The organism is Streptomyces sp. Tu 2975 (assembly GCF_009832925.1).
Taxonomy (GTDB): Bacteria; Actinomycetota; Actinomycetes; order Streptomycetales; family Streptomycetaceae; genus Streptomyces.
Genome location: NZ_CP047140.1, coordinates 6297676 through 6317759 on the forward strand (window position 1 = coordinate 6297676; position 20084 = coordinate 6317759).

The 20084-nt window shown below is 72.4% G+C and carries 17 protein-coding genes; 11 read left to right on the forward strand and 6 right to left on the reverse strand.

Features of this window, described 5'->3' with window-relative positions; translation table 11 throughout:
* The first annotated feature begins 49 nt into the window (after positions 1-49).
* On the forward strand, positions 50-754 hold the full coding sequence (locus GLX30_RS27975) for a TetR/AcrR family transcriptional regulator (RefSeq protein ID WP_159693468.1): 705 nt from the start codon (positions 50-52) through the stop codon (positions 752-754).
* 77 nt (positions 755-831) lie between these two features.
* Here the strand turns inward: GLX30_RS27975 and GLX30_RS27980 are convergent, their stop codons facing one another.
* From GLX30_RS27980 to hmgA, 3 genes are read right to left on the reverse strand one after another with little or no spacing between them, the layout of a single operon-like run.
* Positions 832-2040, reverse strand: a complete 1209-nt coding sequence (locus GLX30_RS27980) for a type ISP restriction/modification enzyme (RefSeq protein WP_159693470.1) — start codon at positions 2038-2040, stop codon at positions 832-834.
* 11 nt (positions 2041-2051) lie between these two features.
* Entirely contained in the window at positions 2052-2804 is a 753-nt protein-coding gene (locus GLX30_RS27985) for a GntR family transcriptional regulator (protein ID WP_159693472.1), read from the reverse strand.
* Positions 2805-2826: 22 nt separating this feature from the next.
* The gene (gene hmgA / locus GLX30_RS27990) at positions 2827-4155 is read right to left on the reverse strand and encodes a homogentisate 1,2-dioxygenase (protein ID WP_159693474.1); all 1329 of its coding nucleotides are present in this window, start codon (positions 4153-4155) and stop codon (positions 2827-2829) included.
* An 81-nt stretch (positions 4156-4236) separates the two neighbouring features.
* Here hmgA and GLX30_RS27995 point away from each other — a divergent pair, with 81 nt between their 5' ends.
* The 10 genes from GLX30_RS27995 to GLX30_RS28040 all read left to right on the forward strand — a co-directional run bounded on the left by GLX30_RS27995 (position 4237) and on the right by GLX30_RS28040 (position 17666).
* The gene (locus GLX30_RS27995; RefSeq protein ID WP_159693476.1) at positions 4237-4890 is read left to right on the forward strand and encodes a TetR/AcrR family transcriptional regulator; all 654 of its coding nucleotides are present in this window, start codon (positions 4237-4239) and stop codon (positions 4888-4890) included.
* Positions 4891-4987: 97 nt separating this feature from the next.
* On the forward strand, positions 4988-7234 hold the full coding sequence (locus tag GLX30_RS28000; protein WP_159693478.1) for a molybdopterin oxidoreductase family protein: 2247 nt from the start codon (positions 4988-4990) through the stop codon (positions 7232-7234).
* A gap of 131 nt (positions 7235-7365) precedes the next feature.
* Positions 7366-8802, forward strand: coding sequence for a citrate:proton symporter (locus tag GLX30_RS28005; protein WP_159693480.1), 1437 nt, complete (start codon positions 7366-7368; stop codon positions 8800-8802).
* Position 8803: 1 nt separating this feature from the next.
* Complete coding sequence (locus GLX30_RS28010) at positions 8804-10156, forward strand: MFS transporter (RefSeq protein ID WP_159693482.1); 1353 nt, start codon at positions 8804-8806, stop codon at positions 10154-10156.
* A 118-nt stretch (positions 10157-10274) separates the two neighbouring features.
* Complete coding sequence (locus tag GLX30_RS28015; RefSeq protein ID WP_159693484.1) at positions 10275-10964, forward strand: hypothetical protein; 690 nt, start codon at positions 10275-10277, stop codon at positions 10962-10964.
* Positions 10965-11265: 301 nt separating this feature from the next.
* A complete protein-coding gene (locus GLX30_RS28020) occupies positions 11266-11892 on the forward strand; it encodes a class F sortase (protein WP_159695291.1) in 627 nt (208 codons plus the stop codon).
* Positions 11893-12165: 273 nt separating this feature from the next.
* A complete protein-coding gene (locus GLX30_RS28025; protein ID WP_159693486.1) occupies positions 12166-13497 on the forward strand; it encodes an ABC transporter ATP-binding protein in 1332 nt (443 codons plus the stop codon).
* 105 nt (positions 13498-13602) lie between these two features.
* Positions 13603-14997: an aldehyde dehydrogenase family protein gene (locus GLX30_RS28030; protein ID WP_159693488.1), complete on the forward strand. Its 1395-nt coding sequence runs from the start codon at positions 13603-13605 to the stop codon at positions 14995-14997.
* A 17-nt stretch (positions 14998-15014) separates the two neighbouring features.
* Positions 15015-16094, forward strand: a complete 1080-nt coding sequence (locus tag GLX30_RS28035; RefSeq protein WP_159693490.1) for a zinc-binding dehydrogenase — start codon at positions 15015-15017, stop codon at positions 16092-16094.
* A gap of 207 nt (positions 16095-16301) precedes the next feature.
* Positions 16302-17666, forward strand: coding sequence for an MFS transporter (locus tag GLX30_RS28040; protein ID WP_159693492.1), 1365 nt, complete (start codon positions 16302-16304; stop codon positions 17664-17666).
* 72 nt (positions 17667-17738) lie between these two features.
* Here GLX30_RS28040 and GLX30_RS28045 read toward each other — a convergent pair whose 3' ends face one another.
* From GLX30_RS28045 to GLX30_RS28055, 3 genes are read right to left on the reverse strand one after another with little or no spacing between them, the layout of a single operon-like run.
* A complete protein-coding gene (locus GLX30_RS28045) occupies positions 17739-18659 on the reverse strand; it encodes a DMT family transporter (protein ID WP_159693494.1) in 921 nt (306 codons plus the stop codon).
* A 32-nt stretch (positions 18660-18691) separates the two neighbouring features.
* Positions 18692-19390: a helix-turn-helix domain-containing protein gene (locus GLX30_RS28050; RefSeq protein ID WP_159693496.1), complete on the reverse strand. Its 699-nt coding sequence runs from the start codon at positions 19388-19390 to the stop codon at positions 18692-18694.
* Between the two features lie 15 nt (positions 19391-19405).
* On the reverse strand, positions 19406-20080 hold the full coding sequence (locus tag GLX30_RS28055; protein WP_159693498.1) for a TetR/AcrR family transcriptional regulator: 675 nt from the start codon (positions 20078-20080) through the stop codon (positions 19406-19408).
* Between the last annotated feature and the right edge of the window lie 4 nt (positions 20081-20084).

The window sequence follows — 20084 nt, forward strand, 5'->3', positions numbered from 1 at the left end:
CTCACTACGTACGCTGTACGTAACTACGATGTGGGGGAGGTGATGATCCATGGCGGGCCGAGCGGCCGAACCGGAAGTGATCTGGGCGCGCCCCGAGCGCACGGGCAGAGGTCCGAAACCGGCATACAGCCGGAGTGACATCGCGACGGCCGCCGTGCGCATCGCGGACGAGGAGGGCATCGACGCCCTCTCCATGCGCAAGGTCGCCGCGCTGCTGGGCTGCGGCACGATGTCGCTGTACAACTACGTGCCCCGCAAGGAAGACCTGTACGAGTTGATGGTCGACGCGGTCAGCGGCGAGTACGAGCTGGGGGAGCCGTCGGACGACTGGCGCGCGGAAATGCTCGCCCTCGCCCGTCAGGCGCGGGCCATGATGCTGCGCCATCCATGGCTCGCCCGTGCGATGTCGCCGCTGTACGGCTTCGGCCCCAACGTGTTGCGCTACCTGGAGTGGTGCATGTGCGCGCTGGAGAGCCTGGACGCGCCGTACGGGACGAAGTTCGAACTGATCGGGATGGTCAACGGCACGGTGATGACGACGGTCGCGAACGAACTCGCGACGGCCGAACGCGCCAGGTCACTCCCGTGGTCGCCGGAGCAGGAACAGGCGGCGCGGCACGCGTATCTGGCGGGGCAGGCAACGAGCGGTAACTACCCGCGGCTGGCGGTGGCGCTCAGCGAGGCGGCGGAGCCGGGGGACGCGGAGGAGACGTTCGAGCGGGTGCTGAGGCGGGTGATCGACGCGTTCGCCTGACGGCGCTGCGGGGCCGCCGCGGGGGCGTTTCCGCGCCGCCCCACGGCCTGGAGGCCGTCGAGGTGGCCCGGGGCGCGTCACAGGAGGGCGAACTGGCCCTCCGGGCCCTCTTCCTGGTGGTCGAGGACGGACGCCGGGCGGCGGGTCGCCGGGGGCGGGGGCAGGACGCCCGCCGTGCGGAGTTCCGTCGCTGAGATCCGGGGGCGTCCCGTCAGCGCCGCCCGTCGCGGTGCCAGTTCCGCCAGCAGTGCCAGGACCGTGACCAGCTCCAGCAGCTCGGAGGTCCACTCCTGCGGCCAGGCAGGTGGGCGCAGCGCCTCCAGCGTGCCCGCCTCACCTGTCGACGTGCGCCGGTCGAACCAGAGCTCCAGCACCCGGACCCCGCCCACCTCGAAGTCCCACGCGGTCTGCGGGACGGGGGAGATACGGCCGGTGCCGCCGAGGAGCAGGGCCTCGTCCTCGGGGGCGTAGGCGATCGAGTCCGGCCGGGCCGGCAGCGCGGCGCGGACGTAGGGCCGCCGGCCGCCGGGCAGCCGGGGGCGGTCGCCGCCGCGCGCGCCGCGCAGCATGACTCGGATCATCTCGTGGCCGAGTGCGACCCCGGCGGACCAGACGCCCGCGTCCGCCGTCAGGGGCACCACGCATCCGGCGGGGGAGGGCGACGCGGCCGCGACCGTCCAGGCGGCCAGGTCCTCGGCGTCGACGGGCTGCCCGTACCGCTCGGCCAGCAGGTCGGCGAGGCCGGGCGTGATGTTGGGTTCACGTCCGCCGGGCCGCCGGTACAGGGGCCGGACGCGGCCGGGACGCCCTGCTGCCGAACGGCCGTCCGGCAGCAGGGCGGTGACCACGAGGGCCGGTCCGGCGGCCTTCGGTACGTGTCCCTGCTCGACGACGAACAGCTGCCGCTCGTCGCGTACCCGCCACAACTCGGGCCGGGCGACGTCGATCAGCCGGTGGTCGGGGATGAGCCACTGTTCGTCGAAGGCGCCGTGCAGCACCCGTACGGGCTCCGGGCAGCGGCCGGTCTCGCGCGCCAGGCGTCCCGTACCGGTGGACTGGCCCGGCAGCTGTGCCACCGTGCCGTGCGTGCCCCGGGCCCGGGAGACCCGGAACAGCGTCTCCCGGGTGCCGTCCCCGGCCCTCACGAGGGCGTCCCAGCGGGCTCGCAGGGACGCGGCGTCCGGCGCCATCACCCAGTCCCTGCCCAGCCGCAGCGGCGCCACGGACCAGGGCATCAGGTCGTCGAGCAGCGGCACGTCCTCGGTGAGAGCAGTCACCGTCCGCATGCTAGTCAGGCTCAGTCCGCGGCATCCACGGTGACCGAGAAGGAGAACCGGTCCCCGCGGTAGCGGATGCGTGCCACGTCCACGACCCGGCCGGTGTCGTCGTAGGTCACACCGGTGTAGTGCAGGATCGGGCTCAGTAGCGGTACCCGCAGCAGCTCCGCGGTTCGCGGGTCGGCGAGCCGCGCCTCCACCGTGTCGGTGATCCGGCTGATGCGGACCCCGAGGGCGTCCCGCAGCACCTTGGTCATCGGCCAGCGTTCCAGGTCGGCGATGTCCAGTCCGGCGGCGACGTCGGGATGCAGGGCGTTCTCCGCCCAGTTGGTGGGCTCGCCGCTGTCGCCGTCGCACCGCAGTCTCCGGTACACCACGACCTCGGCGGCCCCGGGGAAGTACTCGGCGAGTTCGACCGGCACCGGCTCGGGGCCGTGGCCGAGGACCGTGGTGCGTTCGCCGGACTGCTGGGCGACGATCGCGTCGATCGAGCCCAGTAGCCGGCGGGGCGCGCCCCGGCGTGCCCCCGGTTCGATGAAGGTGCCGCGCCGCCGGTGGCGGCTGATCAGGCCCTCCTCCTCCAGCTCCTTGAGCGCCTGGCGCATGGTCAGCACGCTCACGCCGTAGTGCTGGGCGAGTTGTTCCTCTGTGGGCAGCCGGAGCGACGCCTCTGGCGTTCGGCCCAGTATCGAGGCGCGCAGGGACTGCGAGACCTGGTACCACAGCGGCAGCTTGCGGTTCAGGACCAGCGAGTCGGGGGCGAAGGAGGTCACGGCATCTCCGTACTACGACGAACTACGACCTGAAGTGGCGCTGAAGACCCTGCCACACGTCGTCGTAGCCCATCTGCAGATGGTCGGCGTTCGCCGCCTGGGCGGTGGCGGTCACCGGCCAGCGGGTCTCGAACATGAAGGCAAGCCCGTCGTCGATCTTCTGCGGCTTCAGCTCGGCCGCGCTCGCCCGGTCGAAGGTCTCCCGGTCGGGGCCGTGCGCCGACATCATGTTGTGCAGGGAGCCGCCGCCGGGGACGAACCCTTCGGCCTTGGCGTCGTAGGCGCCTTCGATCAGCCCCATGTACTCGCTCATCACGTTGCGGTGGAAGTACGGCGGGCGGAAGGTGTCCTCGCCGACCAGCCAGCGCGGTGCGAAGACGACGAAGTCCACACCGGCGAGACCCGGGGTGTCGGAGGGCGAGGTCAGCACCGTGAAGATCGACGGGTCGGGGTGGTCGTACGAGATCGTCCCGATGACGTTGAAGCGGTGCAGGTCGTAGACGTACGGGACATGGGTGCCGTGCCAGGCGACCACGTCGAGGGGGGAGTGGTCGTAGGTCGCCGCCCACAGGTTCCCGCAGAACTTGTTGACCACCTCGACCGGCTGCTCGACGTCCTCGTAGGCGGCGACAGGGGCCAGGAAGTCGCGTGCGTTGGCCAGGCCGTTCGCGCCGATCGGGCCGAGCTCGGGGAGTTCGAAGGGCTGCCCGTAGTTCTCGCAGACGTAGCCGCGGGCGGTGGCGTCCAGAAGCTCGACCCGGAAGCGGACGCCGCGGGGGACGAGCGCGACCTCCCCGGGCCGGGCGGGCAGCAGCCCGAACTCGGTCACCAGCAGCAGCCCGCCGCTCTCGGGGACGATCAGCAGCTCGCCGTCCGCGTTGCTGAACACCCGGTCCGTCATGGACGTATCGGCGTGGTAGAGGTGCACGGCCATGCCGGTGCGCTGCGTCACGTCGCCGTTGCCGCCGAGTGTCCACAGCCCGGCCAGCCAGTCGGTGCCGGGGGCCGGTTCGGGCAGCGGGTTCCAGCGCAGCCGGTTCGGGTCGGGCACGGTCTCGGTGAAGGGAGCGGTGCGGATGCGGCCGTTGTCGACGCGGACGAAGGGAGGGTGCGCGGCAGACGGGCGGATGCGGTACAGCCAGGACCGGCGGTTGTGCGCGCGGGGCTCGGTGAAGGCCGAGCCGCTGAGCTGTTCCGCGTAGAGGCCGAGGGGGGCGCGCTGGGGGGAGTTGCGCCCGTGCGGAAGGGCGCCCGGCTCCGCCTCCGAGCTGTGCTCGTTGCCGAAGCCGGGGGAGAACGACGCCTCCGTCAACCCCTCGACAATCTTCCGCGCCTGTCCGGTGCCACTCATCGCCCGCTCCTGGTGCTGAAGGATTCCTCAATCCATTCCTATGGACAACCGTAGGATTGCACCTCCGCCCCGTCAACGGCAATGGACCGGCATGATGGCCGCGTGTCCCAGCCACCACTGCGCCGCCGTCCGGTCCAGCGGCGAAGCGCCGACCGGCTCGCCCGCATCCTCGACGCGTGCGCCGCGCTGCTGGACGAGAGCGGCTACGAGCAGCTGTCGACCCGGGCGGTCGCGGAGCGGGCGGGAGTGCCCATCGGGTCGGTCTACCGCTTCTTCGGCAACAAGCGCGCGCTGGTCGTCGCGCTCGGCCACCGCAATCTCGACGCCTACGCCGACCGTGTCACCCGGCGGCTCGCCGCACGCTCCGGCGAGGACTGGAGCGCCGCGATCGATGTGATGCTCGACGAGTACCTGGCGATGAAGCGCACCTGCCCCGGCTTCACCCTCGTCGACTTCGGCGCGCAGTTGCCGGTCGGCGCGCCGGTGGAGGGGGTGCACCGCGAGGTCGCCGACCGGCTCGGCGAGCTGCTGGCCTCGCATCTGGGGCGTGAGTCCGGCACGGAGCTGCGCAGGGCGGTACTGGTGTGCGTGGAGGCGGCGGACGCGCTGCTGCAGCTGGCGTTCCGGTCGAGGGCCGGGGGTGACGAGGCGATCATCGCGGAGGCCCGGCGGTTGCTACGCGCCTACCTCTCCCAGGTACTGGGGGCCTCCGGATCGCGGGAAAACCGGGCGTGAAAGACCCTCCCGCACATGCATACCGGTCGGTATGCTCGGTTCGGCGTCCCTGCCGCCGTCCACGCCGTCGCCGCCCACGCCCGTCCGGGGAGGACCCGTGTCCCGCACCGCTCCAGCCGTATCCACCACCACCGCCCCGGAGGAGCCCGCCCGCACCGCACTCCGGGTCTGCCCGCTGTGCGAAGCCACCTGCGGGCTCACCCTCACCATCGAGGGCAGCCGCGTCACCCGCGCCCGCGGCGACCGCGACGACATCTTCAGCCGGGGTTTCATCTGCCCGAAGGGCGCCTCCTTCGGTGAGCTCGACGCCGACCCGGACCGGCTGCGCACCCCCCTGATCCGGGAGAACGGAGAACTGCGCGACGCCACCTGGCAGGAGGCCTTCGACCTGATCGCCGCCCGGATCAGGCCGCTGATCGAGGAGCACGGACCGAACGCCGTGGGAGTCGTCCTCGGCAACCCGAACGTCCACACCATGGCCGGCGGCCTCTACCCGCCCGTCCTGCTCTCCGCGCTGGGCACCCGCAACGTCTACTCCGCCTCGACGCTCGACCAGATGCCCAAGCACGTCTCCAGCGGACTGCTCTTCGGCAGCGCCACGGCGATCCCCGTGCCCGACCTGGACCGCACGGACCACCTGCTGCTGCTGGGCGCCAACCCGCTGGAGTCCAACGGCAGCCTGTGCACCGCGCCCGACTTCCCCGGCAAGCTCAAGGCACTCCGCCGCCGCGGCGGGACCCTGACCGTCGTCGACCCGCGCCGCACCCGCACCGCCCAGCTCGCCGACCGGCACGTCGCGATCCGGCCCGGCACCGACGCGCTGCTGCTCGCCGCCCTCACCCAGGTGCTGTTCGAGGAAGGGCTCACCGACCTCGGCGCGCTCGCCGACCATGTCGAGGGGGTGGCCGAAGTGGAGGCCGCCGTCAAGGACTTCACGCCGGAGGCCGTGGCGGAAGCCTGCGACATGGACGCCGAGGAGATCCGGACGATGGCCCGCGAGCTCGCGGGCGCGCCCACCGCGGCCGTCTACGGGCGCATCGGCAGCTGCACCGTCGAACACGGCACCCTCGCCAGCTGGCTCGTCGACGTCCTCAACGTGCTGACCGGCAACCTCGACAGGCCGGGCGGCGCCCTCTTCCCGCTGTCCGCCACCGAACGCGCCCCGCGCCCGGCCGCGCCCGGCAAGGGGTTCTCCCTGGGGCGCTGGAGCAGCCGGGTGAGCGGCCACCCGGAGGCCAAGGGTGAACTGCCCGTCGCCGCCCTCGCGGAGGAGATCGAGACGCCGGGCGAAGGGCAGATCCGTGCCCTGATCGTGATCGCGGCCAACCCGGTGCTCTCCGCACCCGACGGGGACCGCCTCGACCGGGCACTGTCGGGCCTCGGCCTGATGGTGAGCATCGACCCCTACCTCAACGAGACGTCACGCCACGCCGACGTGGTGCTGCCCCCGCCCCCGCCCTCCCGCAGTGCGCACTTCGACTTCGCCTTCAACGCGCTCGCCGTCAGCAACCAGGCACGCTTCAGCCCCGCCGCCGTACCGCTCGAGGAGGGGCTGATGGACGAGTGCGAGATCCACGCGCGCCTGATCCTCGCAGTCTCCGGCATGCACGGCGCAGAACCGTCCGCCGTCGACGACATGGTCATCAACAGCACCCTCGGCAAGGCGGTCACCGACCCCGCTTCCCCCGTGCACGGCCGGGCGGCGGAAGACGTGGCCGCCGAACTCACCGGACGCACCGGCGCCGAGCGCCGTCTCGACATGATGCTGCGTCTCGGCGCGTACGACCTGACCCTCGACATGCTGCTGGAGGCTCCGCACGGCGTCGACCTCGGCCCCCTTCGGCCCCGCGTCCCGCAGATCCTCCGGACCCGCAGCGGGCGCGTCGAACTGCTGCCCGGCCCCATCACCGACGACCTGCCGAGGCTGCGCACGGCCCTCGCGACCCGGCCGGAGGGCCTCGTGCTGGTCGGCCGCCGCCATCTCCGTTCCAACAACAGCTGGCTGCACAACGTGCCCGCGCTGAACGGCGGCTCCAACCGGTGCACCCTCCACATGCACCCCGACGACGCGGCCAGGCTCGGACTCGAGGACGGGGCCACGGCATCTGTCACCGGGGACGGAGGCAGTGTCGAGGCCCCCGTCGAGATCACCGACTCGGTGCGCCCCGGTGTCGTCAGCCTGCCGCACGGCTGGGGCCACGACCGTCCCGGCATCCGCATGACGGTGGCCGCCGGCCGTCCGGGAGTCAACGTCAACCAGCTGCTCGACGGCTCCCGGCTGGATCCCCTGTCGGGCACCGCGGTGCTCAACGCCATCCCGGTGGATGTAGCGTCAAGCCGATGACCTGGGGTTTTGCTCGTATTGCTCACGGGTCAACACCTTGTTAACGGCAGATGGCGACACCTAACGTCATCCGGACCCACCGGTGGGCCGCTCCTCCGGTGGCAGTTCAAGGATGAACGTTAGGTGTCCCCATGCTGACAGTCCTCGGCTTCGCCATGATCGCGACCTTCCTGGTCCTGATCATGATGAAGAAGATGTCGCCGATCGCGGCGCTGGTCCTCATCCCCGCACTCTTCTGTGTCGCCGTCGGGCAGGGTGCACAGCTCGGGGACTACGTCCTCGAAGGCGTGGGGAACCTCGCCCCCACGGCGGCGATGCTGATGTTCGCCATCGTGTACTTCGGCGTGATGATCGACGTCGGGCTGTTCGACCCGATCGTGCGGGGCATCCTGCGCTTCTGCAAGGCGGACCCGCTGCGCATCGTGATCGGTACGGCGGTGCTCGCCGCCATCGTCTCCCTCGACGGCGACGGCTCCACCACCTTCATGATCACGGTCTCGGCGATGTATCCGCTCTACAAGCGCCTGAAGATGAGCCTGGTCGTGCTGACCGGCATCGCCGCCACGGCGAACGGCGTCATGAACACCCTGCCCTGGGGCGGTCCCACCGCCCGGGCGGCCACCGCGCTCAAGCTGGACGCGGCTGACATCTTCGTGCCGATGATCCCCGCCCTCGGCGCCGGACTGCTCTTCGTGCTCGTCCTCGCGTACGTCCTCGGCCGGCGCGAGCGCAAGCGCCTCGGACACCTCACGCTCGACGAGGCGCTCGAGCCCGAGCCCGGCACGGTGCTCGTCAAGGCCGGCGGTGGCGGCGAACACGCCGGGGCCGTGGGCTCCGCGGCCGGTGCCGAGGGCACCGGATCCGGTCCGGGAGCGGACGCCGGGGCCCCTCGCGCGGGCGACGAATCCCCGTCGCAGGACGGCGGTTTCCAGGGCCTCGACCCGAACCGCGCGACGCTGCGGCCCAAGCTGTACTGGTTCAACGCCGGTCTGACGCTGGCCCTTCTCACCGCCATGATCATGGAGCTGCTGCCGATCCCGGTGCTCTTCCTGCTCGGCGCGGCCCTTGCCCTGACCGTCAACTTCCCGTCCATGGCGGACCAGAAGGCCCGTATCGCGGCCCACGCCGACAACGTCCTGAACGTCGCCGGCATGGTCTTCGCCGCCGCCGTCTTCACCGGCGTCCTCACCGGCACCGGCATGGTCGAGCACATGGCGGACTGGCTCGTCGGCGCCATCCCCGAGGGCATGGGCCCGCACATGGCGATCGTCACGGGTGTCCTGAGCCTGCCGCTCACGTACTTCATGTCGAACGACGGCTTCTACTTCGGTGTGCTGCCGGTCCTCGCCGAGGCGGGCGCCGCCCACGGTGTCTCGCCGCTGGAGATCGCCCGCGCCTCCCTCGTCGGCCAGCCGCTGCACATGTCCAGCCCGCTCGTCCCCGCGGTGTACGTGCTCGTCGGCATGGCGAAGGTCGAGTTCGGCGACCACACCCGCTTCACGGTCAAGTGGGCGGCCCTGACCAGCCTGGTGGTGCTGGGGGCCGGGATCCTCTTCGGCATCGTCTGACATGGGTCGTCCCTGGCTGCTGCGCCTCGTCATCGCCTTCGGGTTCGCCCAGGCGGCGGTGTCGATGGCGCGCCCGGCCGTCTCGTACCGGGCGCTGTCGCTCGGCGCCGACGAGCGGGCGATCGGTGTGATCGCCGGTGTGTACGCGCTGCTTCCGCTGTTCGCCGCCGTACCGCTGGGCCGCAGGACCGACCATGGCCGCTGTACGCCGCTGCTGTACGCGGGCGTCGCCCTGATCGCCGGAGGCTGCGCGCTCAGCGGACTCGCCGGCTCGCTGCCGGCGATGGCCGCGTGGAGCGGTGTGATGGGACTCGGCCACCTCTGCTTCGTCATCGGCGCCCAGTCCATCGTCGCTCGCCGCTCCGCCCCCGCCGAACAGGACCGCAACTTCGGGCACTTCACCATCGGCGCCTCCCTGGGCCAGCTGGCCGGACCGATGGCCGCGGGCGCGCTGATCGGTGACGACATGGCCCGTACGAGTGCGCTGGCGCTCGTCGTGTCCGCGGCCGTGGCGGCCGTCTCGCTGACCTCGATGTGGCGCATCGAGCTGCGCCACGAGGGACCCGGGCACAAGCGGGACGCGGCCGCGGCGAAGGTGCCCGTGCACCGCATCCTGCGTACCCGCGGCGTACCGGCGGGGATCTTCATCAGCCTCGCCGTGCTCTCGGCCACCGATATCCTCACCGCGTATCTGCCGGTGCTCGGCGAGCACCGCGGTGTCGCGCCCACCGTCGTGGGCCTGCTGCTGAGCCTGCGGGCGGCCGCCACCATCGCGTGCCGGCTGGTGATGACGCCGATGATCCGCCGCCTCGGCCGTACCACCCTGCTCACCGTGACCTGTCTGCTCGGCGGGGTGCTGTGCGCGGGCGTCGCGCTGCCGGTGCCCCTGTGGGCGCTGGCGCTGATGCTGGCGGCGCTCGGCTTCTGCCTGGGCGTGGGGCAGCCGTTGTCCATGACGACGGTGGTGCAGGCCGCCCCGGCCGGCGCGCGTTCGACGGCGCTCGCGCTGCGGCTGACCGGCAACCGTCTCGGCCAGGTCGCGGCGCCGGCCTCCGCCGGACTGGTCGCCGGGCTCGCCGGTGCCGCGGCGCCCTTCGTGATGCTCGGTGTGCTGCTGGTGATGTCGGGCGGGACCGCGGTACGCACCGGCCGCTCCGGGCGCGACCCTGTGGTGACCGGCGGCCCGGACGGCTGCGCTCCGGACGGCGCTGCGGGCGGCCCTTCCCGGCAGTCCGGCGGGGCCGGGCCGGCGGCGGCCGGGGCGGACGGTCCGCGCGGCGGTGCGCCGGGCAGTGCCGCGCAGAGGGCCGACGCGGCCGAATCGCCCGGTCGGCACAGCCGGGGTGTCCGCTAGTAGGGGCATTTCTGACGGCTTCTCAGCGTTTCGATGCGTCTTCATGCCGAATTCGTGACATTTAGTCAGGCGATCGCGTGATCAGTATGACAATCGCATCGGCTTGAAGGAGCCTCGCATGAGCACGACCGCAACTCTCCGCCCCCGCCGTGTCCGCACGGCGGCGGCCGCCCTTGCCGCCCTGGCCTACACCGGCATGACGCTGGCGTCGGCGCCCGCGGCCTTCGCCGCCATCGGCGACAGCGGCGACATCAAGATCCACAAGGCCGGCGTCGAGCACTGGGACACCCGGGACGACATCAAGGGAGTCTGCAAGTTCAGCCTCAGCGCCTTCAACTTCGAGAGCCTGGATCAGGTCACCTGGACCATCACCCCGCAGCCCCCCACGGCCGCGGGACCCACCCTGACGGACAGTCTCGTGCTGCACGCCGGGCGGGGCCACACCGAGGAGTACGCACTCCCCGACGGTGACTACCTGCTCGCCTGGACGGTCCCGACCGGTGTGCCGAAGCAGAAGGTCTTCGAGGTCGACTGCGACAAGTACGGCGACAAGCACGGTGAGAAGAACAACGGGAACAAGGGTCCGGAGAACGACAAGGGCGGCACGATCTGGGAGAAGGACGACAAGGACGCGCCCCACGGCGCGGTGCCCGCGGGCGGCGGCGGCGTGGCCGGCGACGGCAGCGAGGGCACCGGGGACGACGGCTCCTCCGTCGCCGCGGCGACGGCGCTCGTCGCGGGCGCGGCCGGTGCGGCCGGGCTGGTCCTCGTCCGACGGGCACGCCGCCGCGCCCATGGCGCCGCGTAACGTACCGAGTCGCCGACGCCGACGACGTGGACCCAGCCGGGCCTGCCGTCTGACCATCACGCTCAGCGTGACGGCCACCCTGGTCACCGGCGTCGTCCGGGGGTGTCAGGACGCACCCCCGGACGCGCCGCCGGTCACCGTCGCGGCGGACAGCCCGCTCGGCGTGAAGACGCCCGAGGCCGAAGAGATCGACGAGAGCGCCGCCGGGCGGGACGCGAAGTCTGCCGGGCGGGAGGCGAAGGCCCCCGGGCGCAACGAGCCGGCCGCGGCGGGCGGTCCGGCCGGGCACGGCGGATCGAACGTGATCGACCTGCCGCCGCTCACCGTCCGCTCCGCGGAACCGGCGAAACCGGTGGCCACGGTGCCGCCGCCGTCCCGGACGCCGGAGGCGGTGCGGTCGCCCCGGCCCGCGGCGCCCACCCCGACGGCCGCGCCGTCCGCGGGGGGTCGGGGAGAACTCGCGCTGCCGCCCTCACCGGCCAGACGGCTCACCATCCCGGCCATCATGATCGAGTCGCCCGTGATGGGGCTCGGTCTCGACCGGCAGGGCCGGCTCACCGCCCCTCCGGTGAACAACCCGCGTCTCGTCGGCTGGTACCGGAAGGGGCCCGCGCCGGGCGAGAAGGGCACCGCCCTGGTGGTCGGCCACCGCGACACCAAGACCGGTCCCGCCATTTTCCTCAACCTCAACGCGCTGAAACCCGGTGACAAGGTCAACATCGCCCGCGCGGACCGGCGGACGGCAGTGTTCACCGTCGACAAGGTGCGCACCTACACGAAGGAGGCCTTCCCCGACGCGGAGGTGTACGGCCACACTGGCCGGCCCGAGCTACGGCTGCTCACCTGCGGCGGCAGCTTCGACAAGAAGACGGGCTACTCCGCCAACGTCGTCGTCTTCGCGCACCTCACGGACGTCAGGCAGGTGTGATCCGGTCATGGGCGTACGGGGCCGGCCCCCGGTCGGCCCCGGCCCCGCGGCCGTGCGGCGCACGGACGGCCGGTGGCCTTGCGGCCGGGGGGAGTTGGCGGCGTGTCCACCGTACGGAAAGGGCTCTTCCGGCCGCTCGACGGCGGTGGTCTCGCATGGTGGACACGTGCGTAACAAGCGCCCCTCGCATCGTGCGCGATCCATTCCCTGACGGGACATAGTGGGCTAGCTTCTGGCGACGCAGCTGCCCCTTCTCATCCCGGGCGGGACCCTATGACTCGCGCCATCGCTCTGCACAACGTCAGCAAGAGATACGGCCGTGCTCCCCGTGCCGTCGACAACTTCTCCCTCGGTGTCCGACCGGGGGAGTTCCTCGTCCTGTTGGGCCCCTCCGGCTGCGGCAAGTCGACCGTGCTGCGGATGATCGCCGGACTGGAGGACATCACGGAGGGCGAGCTCCTGCTGGACGGCGAGTACGCCAACGACATCCCACCGCGTGAACGCGACATGGCCATGGTCTTCCAGAACTTCGCGCTCTACCCGAGCATGACCAACCGGCAGAACATCGGCTTCCCGCTGAAGCTCGAGAACCCGCGGGCCGACCGCAACCCGCGGGTGGAGGCCACCGCCAGGATGCTCGGTATCGAGGACATCCTCGACCGGTTCCCCGCGCAGCTCTCCGGCGGCGAACGCCAGCGCGTCGCGATGGGGAGGGCGATCTCCCGGCGGCCCTCGGTCTTCCTGATGGACGAGCCGCTCTCCAATCTCGACGCCAAGCTCCGCAACCATCTGCGGGCCGAGATCGCCCGGCTGACCGCGGAGTTGGGGGTGACCACGGTCTACGTCACGCACGACCAGGCGGAGGCCATGTCGCTCGGGGACCGGGTCGCCGTCATGCGCGGCGGCGTGCTCCAGCAGGTCAGCTCCCCGAGGGACACCTATGCCCTCCCGGCGAACGTCTTCGTCGCCGCGTTCATCGGAACGCCCCGGATCAATCTGCTCCAGGCCGTCGTCCACGCGCCGCTGGACGGCCGGATGTCGATCGATCTGGGCCGGCAGCGGCTGCCGCTGCCCGAGCCCCTCAGCCCCGACCATCAGCTGCTGCGCATCCAGCAGGGCCGGCAGATCATCGTGGGTCTGCGGTCGGAGGCCGCCCGGATCGCGCCGCCCAGTCAGGCCCGCCCGGGGGAGGTGGTGCTGACCGGGATCGTCGAGCACATGGAGTACCAGGGTCACGAGGCGCTGGTGCACTTCAACACCGGTTCCCGGCCCGCCGTGGTCGCCGATCTCGAGTCACCGCGCCCGCAGACCGCCGTACGCCGCCGAAGAAGCGCCGGCCCCGGAGTGCTGACCCGGCTCAAGGACCGGGCGATGGCGCAGGTCGCGGGGCCGGTGGCGGTGCTCGACGACCCGGTACCCGAGCCCGCCCACGAGAGCAGGATCACCGCGCCGAGCGACCTCGTGGTCCGTACCGGCCCCGACCTCCGGCTCCGCACCGGCGCCCAGGTGCCGCTGCTCGTCGACCTTGCCCACCTCTACGTCTTCGACCACCAGGGCCGCCGCATCTGCCCCGCTCCCATGGACGTCCCGGGCCTCGACGCCTGAGTACTTGCCACGAAGTGGCCTCCAGCACGCCGGATGCCCTGGCGCCGTAAAACTAACGGCGCTAGTTTGGGGCGCGGACACTACCGCGAGGCGTGGAGGAGAGCGATGAAGGCCCACGACGGCATGTACATCGGCGGCCGGTGGCGGCCTGCCGCGGCACCGGAGACGATCGCGGTCGTCGACCCCGCGGACGAGCAGGTCATCGCCCATGTGCCGGCCGGCACGGCGGAGGACGTCGACGCCGCCGTACGCGCCGCCCGCGCGGCCTTCCCGGGCTGGGCGGCGACGCCGCCCGCCGAGCGTGCGCAGCACATCGCGGCCCTGCGCGACGAGCTCGGCCGGCGCACGGAGGAGATCGCCGGGACGGTGACCGCCGAGCTCGGCGCGCCGCCCGCCCTGGCGCTCGCGGTCCACGCGAGCCTGCCCGTCGCGGTCGCCGGCTCCTACGCGGAGCTCGCTGGTTCCTACGCGTTCGAGGAGAAGATCGGCACATCCACCGTGCTGATGGAGCCGGTCGGTGTCGTCGGCGCGATCACGCCCTGGAACTACCCGCTGCACCAGATCGTCGCCAAGGTGGCGCCGGCGCTGGCGGCCGGCTGCACCGTGGTGCTCAAGCCGGCGGAGGACACCCCGCTCACCGCGCAGCTCTTCGCGGAGGCCGTCCACGACGCGGGCATCCCCGCGGGCGTCTTCAACCTGGTCACCGGGCTCGGCCCGGTGGCCGGCCAGGCGCTCGCCGAGCACGAGGACGTCGACCTGGTGTCCTTCACCGGGTCGACCGCGGTCGGCCGGAAGATCGGCGCGACGGCGGGCGGCGCGATCAAGCGGGTCGCGCTGGAGCTGGGCGGCAAGTCCGCCAATGTGATCCTGCCCAGCGCCGACCTGGCCAAGGCGGTGAACGTCGGCATCGCCAACGTGATGTCCAACTCGGGCCAGACGTGCAGCGCGTGGACCCGGATGCTCGTGCACAGGGACCGGTACGAGGAGGCCGTCGAGCTCGCCGCGGCCGCCGTCGCCAAGTACGTCCCCGGCGAACGGGTCGGCCCGCTCGTCAACGCCAAGCAGCAGGAGCGGGTGCGGGGTTACATCGAGAAGGGCATCGAGGAGGGCGCCCGGCTGGTGGCCGGCGGCCCCGAGGCGCCACTCGGAATCGGCTATTACGTCAGCCCCACCGTCTTCGCCGACGTCACCCCCGGCATGACCATCGCCCAGGAGGAGATCTTCGGGCCGGTCGTGTCGATCCTGAAGTACGAGGACGAGGACGACGCCCTCGCGATCGCCAACGGCACCGTGTACGGCCTCGCCGGCGCCGTCTGGGCCGGCGACGACTCCGAGGCGGTGGCATTCGCCCGCCGTATGGACACCGGACAGGTCGACATCAACGGCGGCCGCTTCAACCCGCTGGCGCCGTTCGGCGGCTACAAGCAGTCCGGCGTCGGCCGGGAGCTCGGGCCGCACGGCCTCGCCGAGTACCTCCAGACCAAGTCCCTCCAGTTCTGAGCGGTAAGGAAACCATCGTGGTCCGTGCAGCCGTCCTGCCCTCCGTCGGCGCTCCCCTGGAGATCACCGAGATCTCGCTGCCGGAGCCCGGCCCCGGCCAGGTCCGGGTCAGGCTCGCCGCCGCCGGGGTGTGCCACTCCGACCTGTCCCTCTCCGACGGCACCATGCGGTTGCCCGTCCCGGCAGTCCTCGGCCACGAGGGCGCGGGCACCGTCCTCGCCGTGGGCGAGGGCGTCACCCATGTCGCACCCGGCGACGGAGTCGTCCTCAACTGGGCGCCGGCCTGCGGCAGTTGTCACGCCTGCTCCATCGGCGAGGTGTGGTTGTGCGCCGACGCGCTGACCGGCGCGGGACGGGTGCACGCCGTCGCGGCCGACGGCACCGAACTCCATCCCGGCCTGAACGTGGGCGCGTTCGCGGAGGAGACGGTCGTCGCCGCGAACTGCGTGCTGCCCGTCCCCGAGGGTGTCCCGCTGACGGACGCGGCCCTGCTGGGCTGCGCCGTCCTCACCGGCTACGGCGCGGTCCATCACTCCGCCCGGGTGCGCGAGGGCGAGTCCGTCGTGGTCTTCGGTGTCGGCGGGGTCGGGCTGGCCACGCTCCAGTCCGCCCGGATCGCCGGGGCGGGCCCGATCATCGCGGTCGACGTCTCCCCGGAGAAGGAGGAACTGGCGCGCGGCGCGGGCGCCACCGAGTACGTCGTCGCCTCCGACACCACGGCGAGGGACATCCGGGCGCTGACCGGCAAGCGCGGCGCCGACGTGGCGATCGAGTGCGTCGGCCGCGCCTCGACGATCCGCGCCGCCTGGGACTCCACCCGCCGCGGCGGCCGCACCACGGTCGTCGGCATCGGCGGGAAGGACCAGCAGGTCACCTTCCACGCTCTCGAGCTGTTCCACTGGGGCCGCACGTTGTCCGGCTGCGTCTTCGGCAACTCCGACCCCGCCGCCGACCTGCCGGTCCTCGCGGAGCACATCCGCGCCGGCCGGCTGGACCTGAGCGCGCTGGTGACCGAGCAGATCGCCCTCGACGGCATCCCTGCGGCCTTCGAGAACATGCTCGCGGGCAAGGGTGGCCGGGCCATGGTCGTCTTCTAGAGCCGCTGTCACGCCACACCCCGGCCGCCGTAGCGGCCGGGGTATCCGTGCTGCTCGAACGCCATGTCCGCAGGTCGGAGCCGCCCGGGAACTTTCCTCCGTCCAACCCGTTGACCCCATACCCACCGGTCGGTACGGTCCCGGGAACTCCCCAGTGTCACCCCCCTCTCCGACTCCGTCCCCGCATCCACCGGAGTGTGCACGTTCATGGACACCGCAGCTCAGCTCACTGAAACCCCCGGCTCCACGCCCTCCGACCCCCGGCGGCGACGCGTCGCCACCTCCGCGGCACTCGCCTCGGCCGTCGAGTGGTACGACTACTTCGTCTTCGGCATCGCCGCCGCCCTGGTCCTCGGCGACCTGTACTTCCCCGCCGGCAGCTCGTCCGCCGGTGTGCTGGCCGCCTTCGCCACCTTCGCGGTCGGCTTCCTCGCCCGCCCCGTGGGCGGCGTCATCGCCGGACAGCTCGGCGACAAGCGGGGCCGTAAGCCGATGCTGGTCCTCGCGCTCACACTGATGGGCCTCGCCACCGCCGGCATCGGCCTGCTCCCCACGTACGAGACGATCGGCATCGCCGCGCCCGTGCTCCTGGTCCTGCTCCGCATCGTCCAGGGCATCGCGGTCGGCGCCCAGTGGGGCGGCGCGATGCTGATGGCCACCGAGTACGCCCCCGAGGGCAAGCGAGGCCTCTACGGCAGCCTCGTCCAGCTCGGTGTCCCCATCGGTGTCGTCACCGCCAACACCGTGTTCCTGGTCGCGGGCTCCCTCACGAGCGAGTCGGCGTTCGCCGCCTGGGGCTGGCGGGTGCCGTTCTTCGTCGGCTTCCTCGTCCTCGGTCTCGCCTGGTACATCCACACCAAGGTCGAGGAGACGCCCGAGTTCCGTGCGGCCGAACGCGCCCTCGCCGAGAAGGAGAAGAGCGAGACCCGCTCCCCCCTGCGCACCATCCTGCGCGACCACCTCGGCACCGTGTTCCTGGCCGGCGGCTCGTTCGCCGTCAACACCGCGACGTTCTACATCATCATCACCGGCGTCCTGGACTACGCGACCCGCGAGCTCGACATGCAGCGTGGCGCGGTGCTCGCGGTGTCCCTGGGCGTGAGCCTCACCCAGCTGGTCCTGATACCCGCCTCGGCGGCCCTGTCCGACCGCATCGGACGGCTGCGTATCTACGCGGCCGGCGCCGTCGGCCTGCTGGTGTGGGCCGTGCCGATGTTCCTGCTGATCGACACCGCGTCGCTGCTCTGGCTCGCCGTCGGGACCTTCGTCACCAGCTGCTTCCTGAGCATCATGTACGGGCCGCAGGCGGCGCTCTTCGCCGAGCTGTTCACCGCGGAGATGCGCTACACCGGTGCGTCCCTCGGCTACCAGATCGCCGCCGTCTTCGGCGGCGGCCTGGCGCCGTTCATGATGGTCCTGCTGCTGGAGGCGACCGGCACGTCCATGGCGGTGTCCGGCTACATCATCGGCCTGGCCGTGATCGCGCTGATCTCCATCAAGATCCTCGCCTCCCGGGCGGCGAAGGCCGCGGCCCCCGCGTCCTCTGCCCCGGCCGAGGCGCAGTCCGACTGACCGCCGCTCGTCCGCCCGGCCCCGGACCCGTCGCCGTGCGAGGCGGCGGGCCCGGGGCCGGGGCCGTACGGGTCAGGCGCGGGGTCCGGTGAGCTCGCTGTCGGCGGCCGGCGCCCGGCCGCGGGAACGGGACACCGCCACACCCGCGAGGCACAGCGCCCCACCGCAGAGGGTCAGCCAGCCCGGCACCTCGTCCAGAGCGAGCCAGGACATCAGCACGACCAGCGCCGGGACCGCGTACGTCGTCGCGCCCATCCGGCCGGCGGTCGTACGCGCCAGCGCGTACGCCCATGTCGTGAATGCCAGGGCCGTCGGGAAGACGCCCAGGTAGACCATGTTGAGCGTGGCCGCCACCGGCGCCCGGGACACCTCCTCCACGAGCTGCCCGGCGAACGGCAGGCACGCCACCGCGCCCACCAGACAGCCGAACGTCGTCGCCTGGAGCGCGCTCGCGTGCGCCAGCGCCGGCTTCTGCGCCACCACACCGCCCGCGTAGCCGACCGCCGCCAGCAGGCAGAGCAGTACGCCCAGGGTCGAGGCCCCGCCCTCGCCGGACATCGACAGGCCCACGACCACGGCGCCCGCGAACGACACGGCCATCCCCGCGACCAGCCGCGGCCCCAGCCCCTCGCCCAGCAGCCGGGCCCCCAGCAGCGCGATGAGGATCGGGCCGATGTTCACCACCATCGCCGCCGTGCCCGCGTCGACCTGCTGCTCGCCCCAGTTGAGCACCACCATGTAGACGCCGAACCACAGCAGACCGGAGACGAGGATCCCCGGCCAGGCGGCGCGCGGCGGCAGCCCCTCCCGCCGGATCAGCAGGACACAGCCCAGCGCGAGGGAGCCGGCGAGCAGCCGGCCGAGGGCGAGCGCGCCGGGGGAGTAGGCCTCACCCGCGCTGCGGATGGAGACGAAGGCGGACGCCCAGAGCACGACGGTGACGGCGGCGGCGGCCAGGGCGGGCCACTTCGTGTGGCGGAGGGGGTTCGTCATGGTGCGACCGTAGAGGCTCGACGTTTCGGGGTTCACCGCAATATTCCCGGCTCGATGCCGAGGAGCGTGTGCAGCGCCCGCTCACCGTCGTCCGTCACCTTCACGGCCCGGTCGGAGCCGATGCGTACGCACCAGCCCGTGTCCAGGGCATGGCCGCACAGCCGGGCGCCGGCGACGCCGGCGAGGTGCGGTCTGCGCTCGGTCCAGTCCAGGCAGCCCCGTACGAGCGGGCGGCGGCCCTTCACCGTCAGGTCGATCCCCAGGTCACCGAACCAGCGGGCGCCGCCGTCCGTGAGCGCGAAGCCGGCGTCCTGGGTGAGCAGTCCGCGGGCGGTCATGGCCCGGGTGATCGTGATGCCGAGCCGCCCCGCCAGATGGTCGTAGCAGGTCCGTCCACGCGCCAGGGCCTCGGCGACGGTGGACTCGCGCAGGGACCGCGGCGCCGGGGGTGGTCCGGGTGAGGCGTGCGCGGCGAGTTCCTCGACGAGGTGCGCCACCCGGTCGTCGGCGAGCCTGACGTACCGGTGCCGGCCCTGCCGTTGCTCCGAGAGCAGCCCGCCCGCGACGAGCTTGCCGAGGTGCTCGCTCGCGGTCGACGGGGCGACCCCGCCGTGCCGGGCGAGCTCCCCGGCCGTCCAGGCCCGCCCGTCGAGGAGGGCGAGGGCGAAGCCCGCGCGGGTCTCGTCGGCGAGCAGCGCGGCGAAGGCGGCGAGGTCGCGGGAGGAGGTCATGCCTCCCAGGATGCGTCAGGGACGATTCGGCGCGGACCGAAGGGTGGCGCCGTGCCGGACGGTCTCGTACTGGAGGGCGAGGCCGTCGAGCAGGGCCTCGAGTCCTGTCTCGAACGCCCCTTGGTCCACCTGTTCCTGCCGGTCCGCCAGCAGGTGGGCCTGGCCCAGGTGCGGGTAGTCCGCCGGGTCGTACGCCGTCGCGTCGTCGACGAAGCCGCGGGCGAAGGAGCCGAGCGCGGAACCGGTGATGAAGTAGCGCATCAGCGCGCCGATGCGGGTGGCGTGGGCGGGTGGCCAGCCGGCGCGGACCATCGCGCCGAAGACGGCGTCCGCGACCTTGAGGCCGGCCGGGCGGCGGCCGGGCCCGCGGGCGAGGACCGGCACGGTGTTGGGGTGGGCGCTCAGGGCGGCGCGGTAGGAGACGGCCCAGTCGTGCAGGGCGGTACGCCAGTCGCGGTCGTCACCCTCGTCGAACATCGACAGGTCGACACGGGCGCTGACCGCGTCGGCGACCGCGTCGAGGATCTCGTCCTTGTTGCGGAAGTGGTTGTAGAGGGAGGGGCCGCTGACGCCGAGCTCCGCGGCGAGCCGGCGGGTGGAGACGGCATCGAGCCCCTCCGCGTCCACGAGTGCGCTCGCCGTCTCGACGATGCGTTCTCTGCTGAGGAGGGGCTTGCGCGGGCGGGCCATGCGG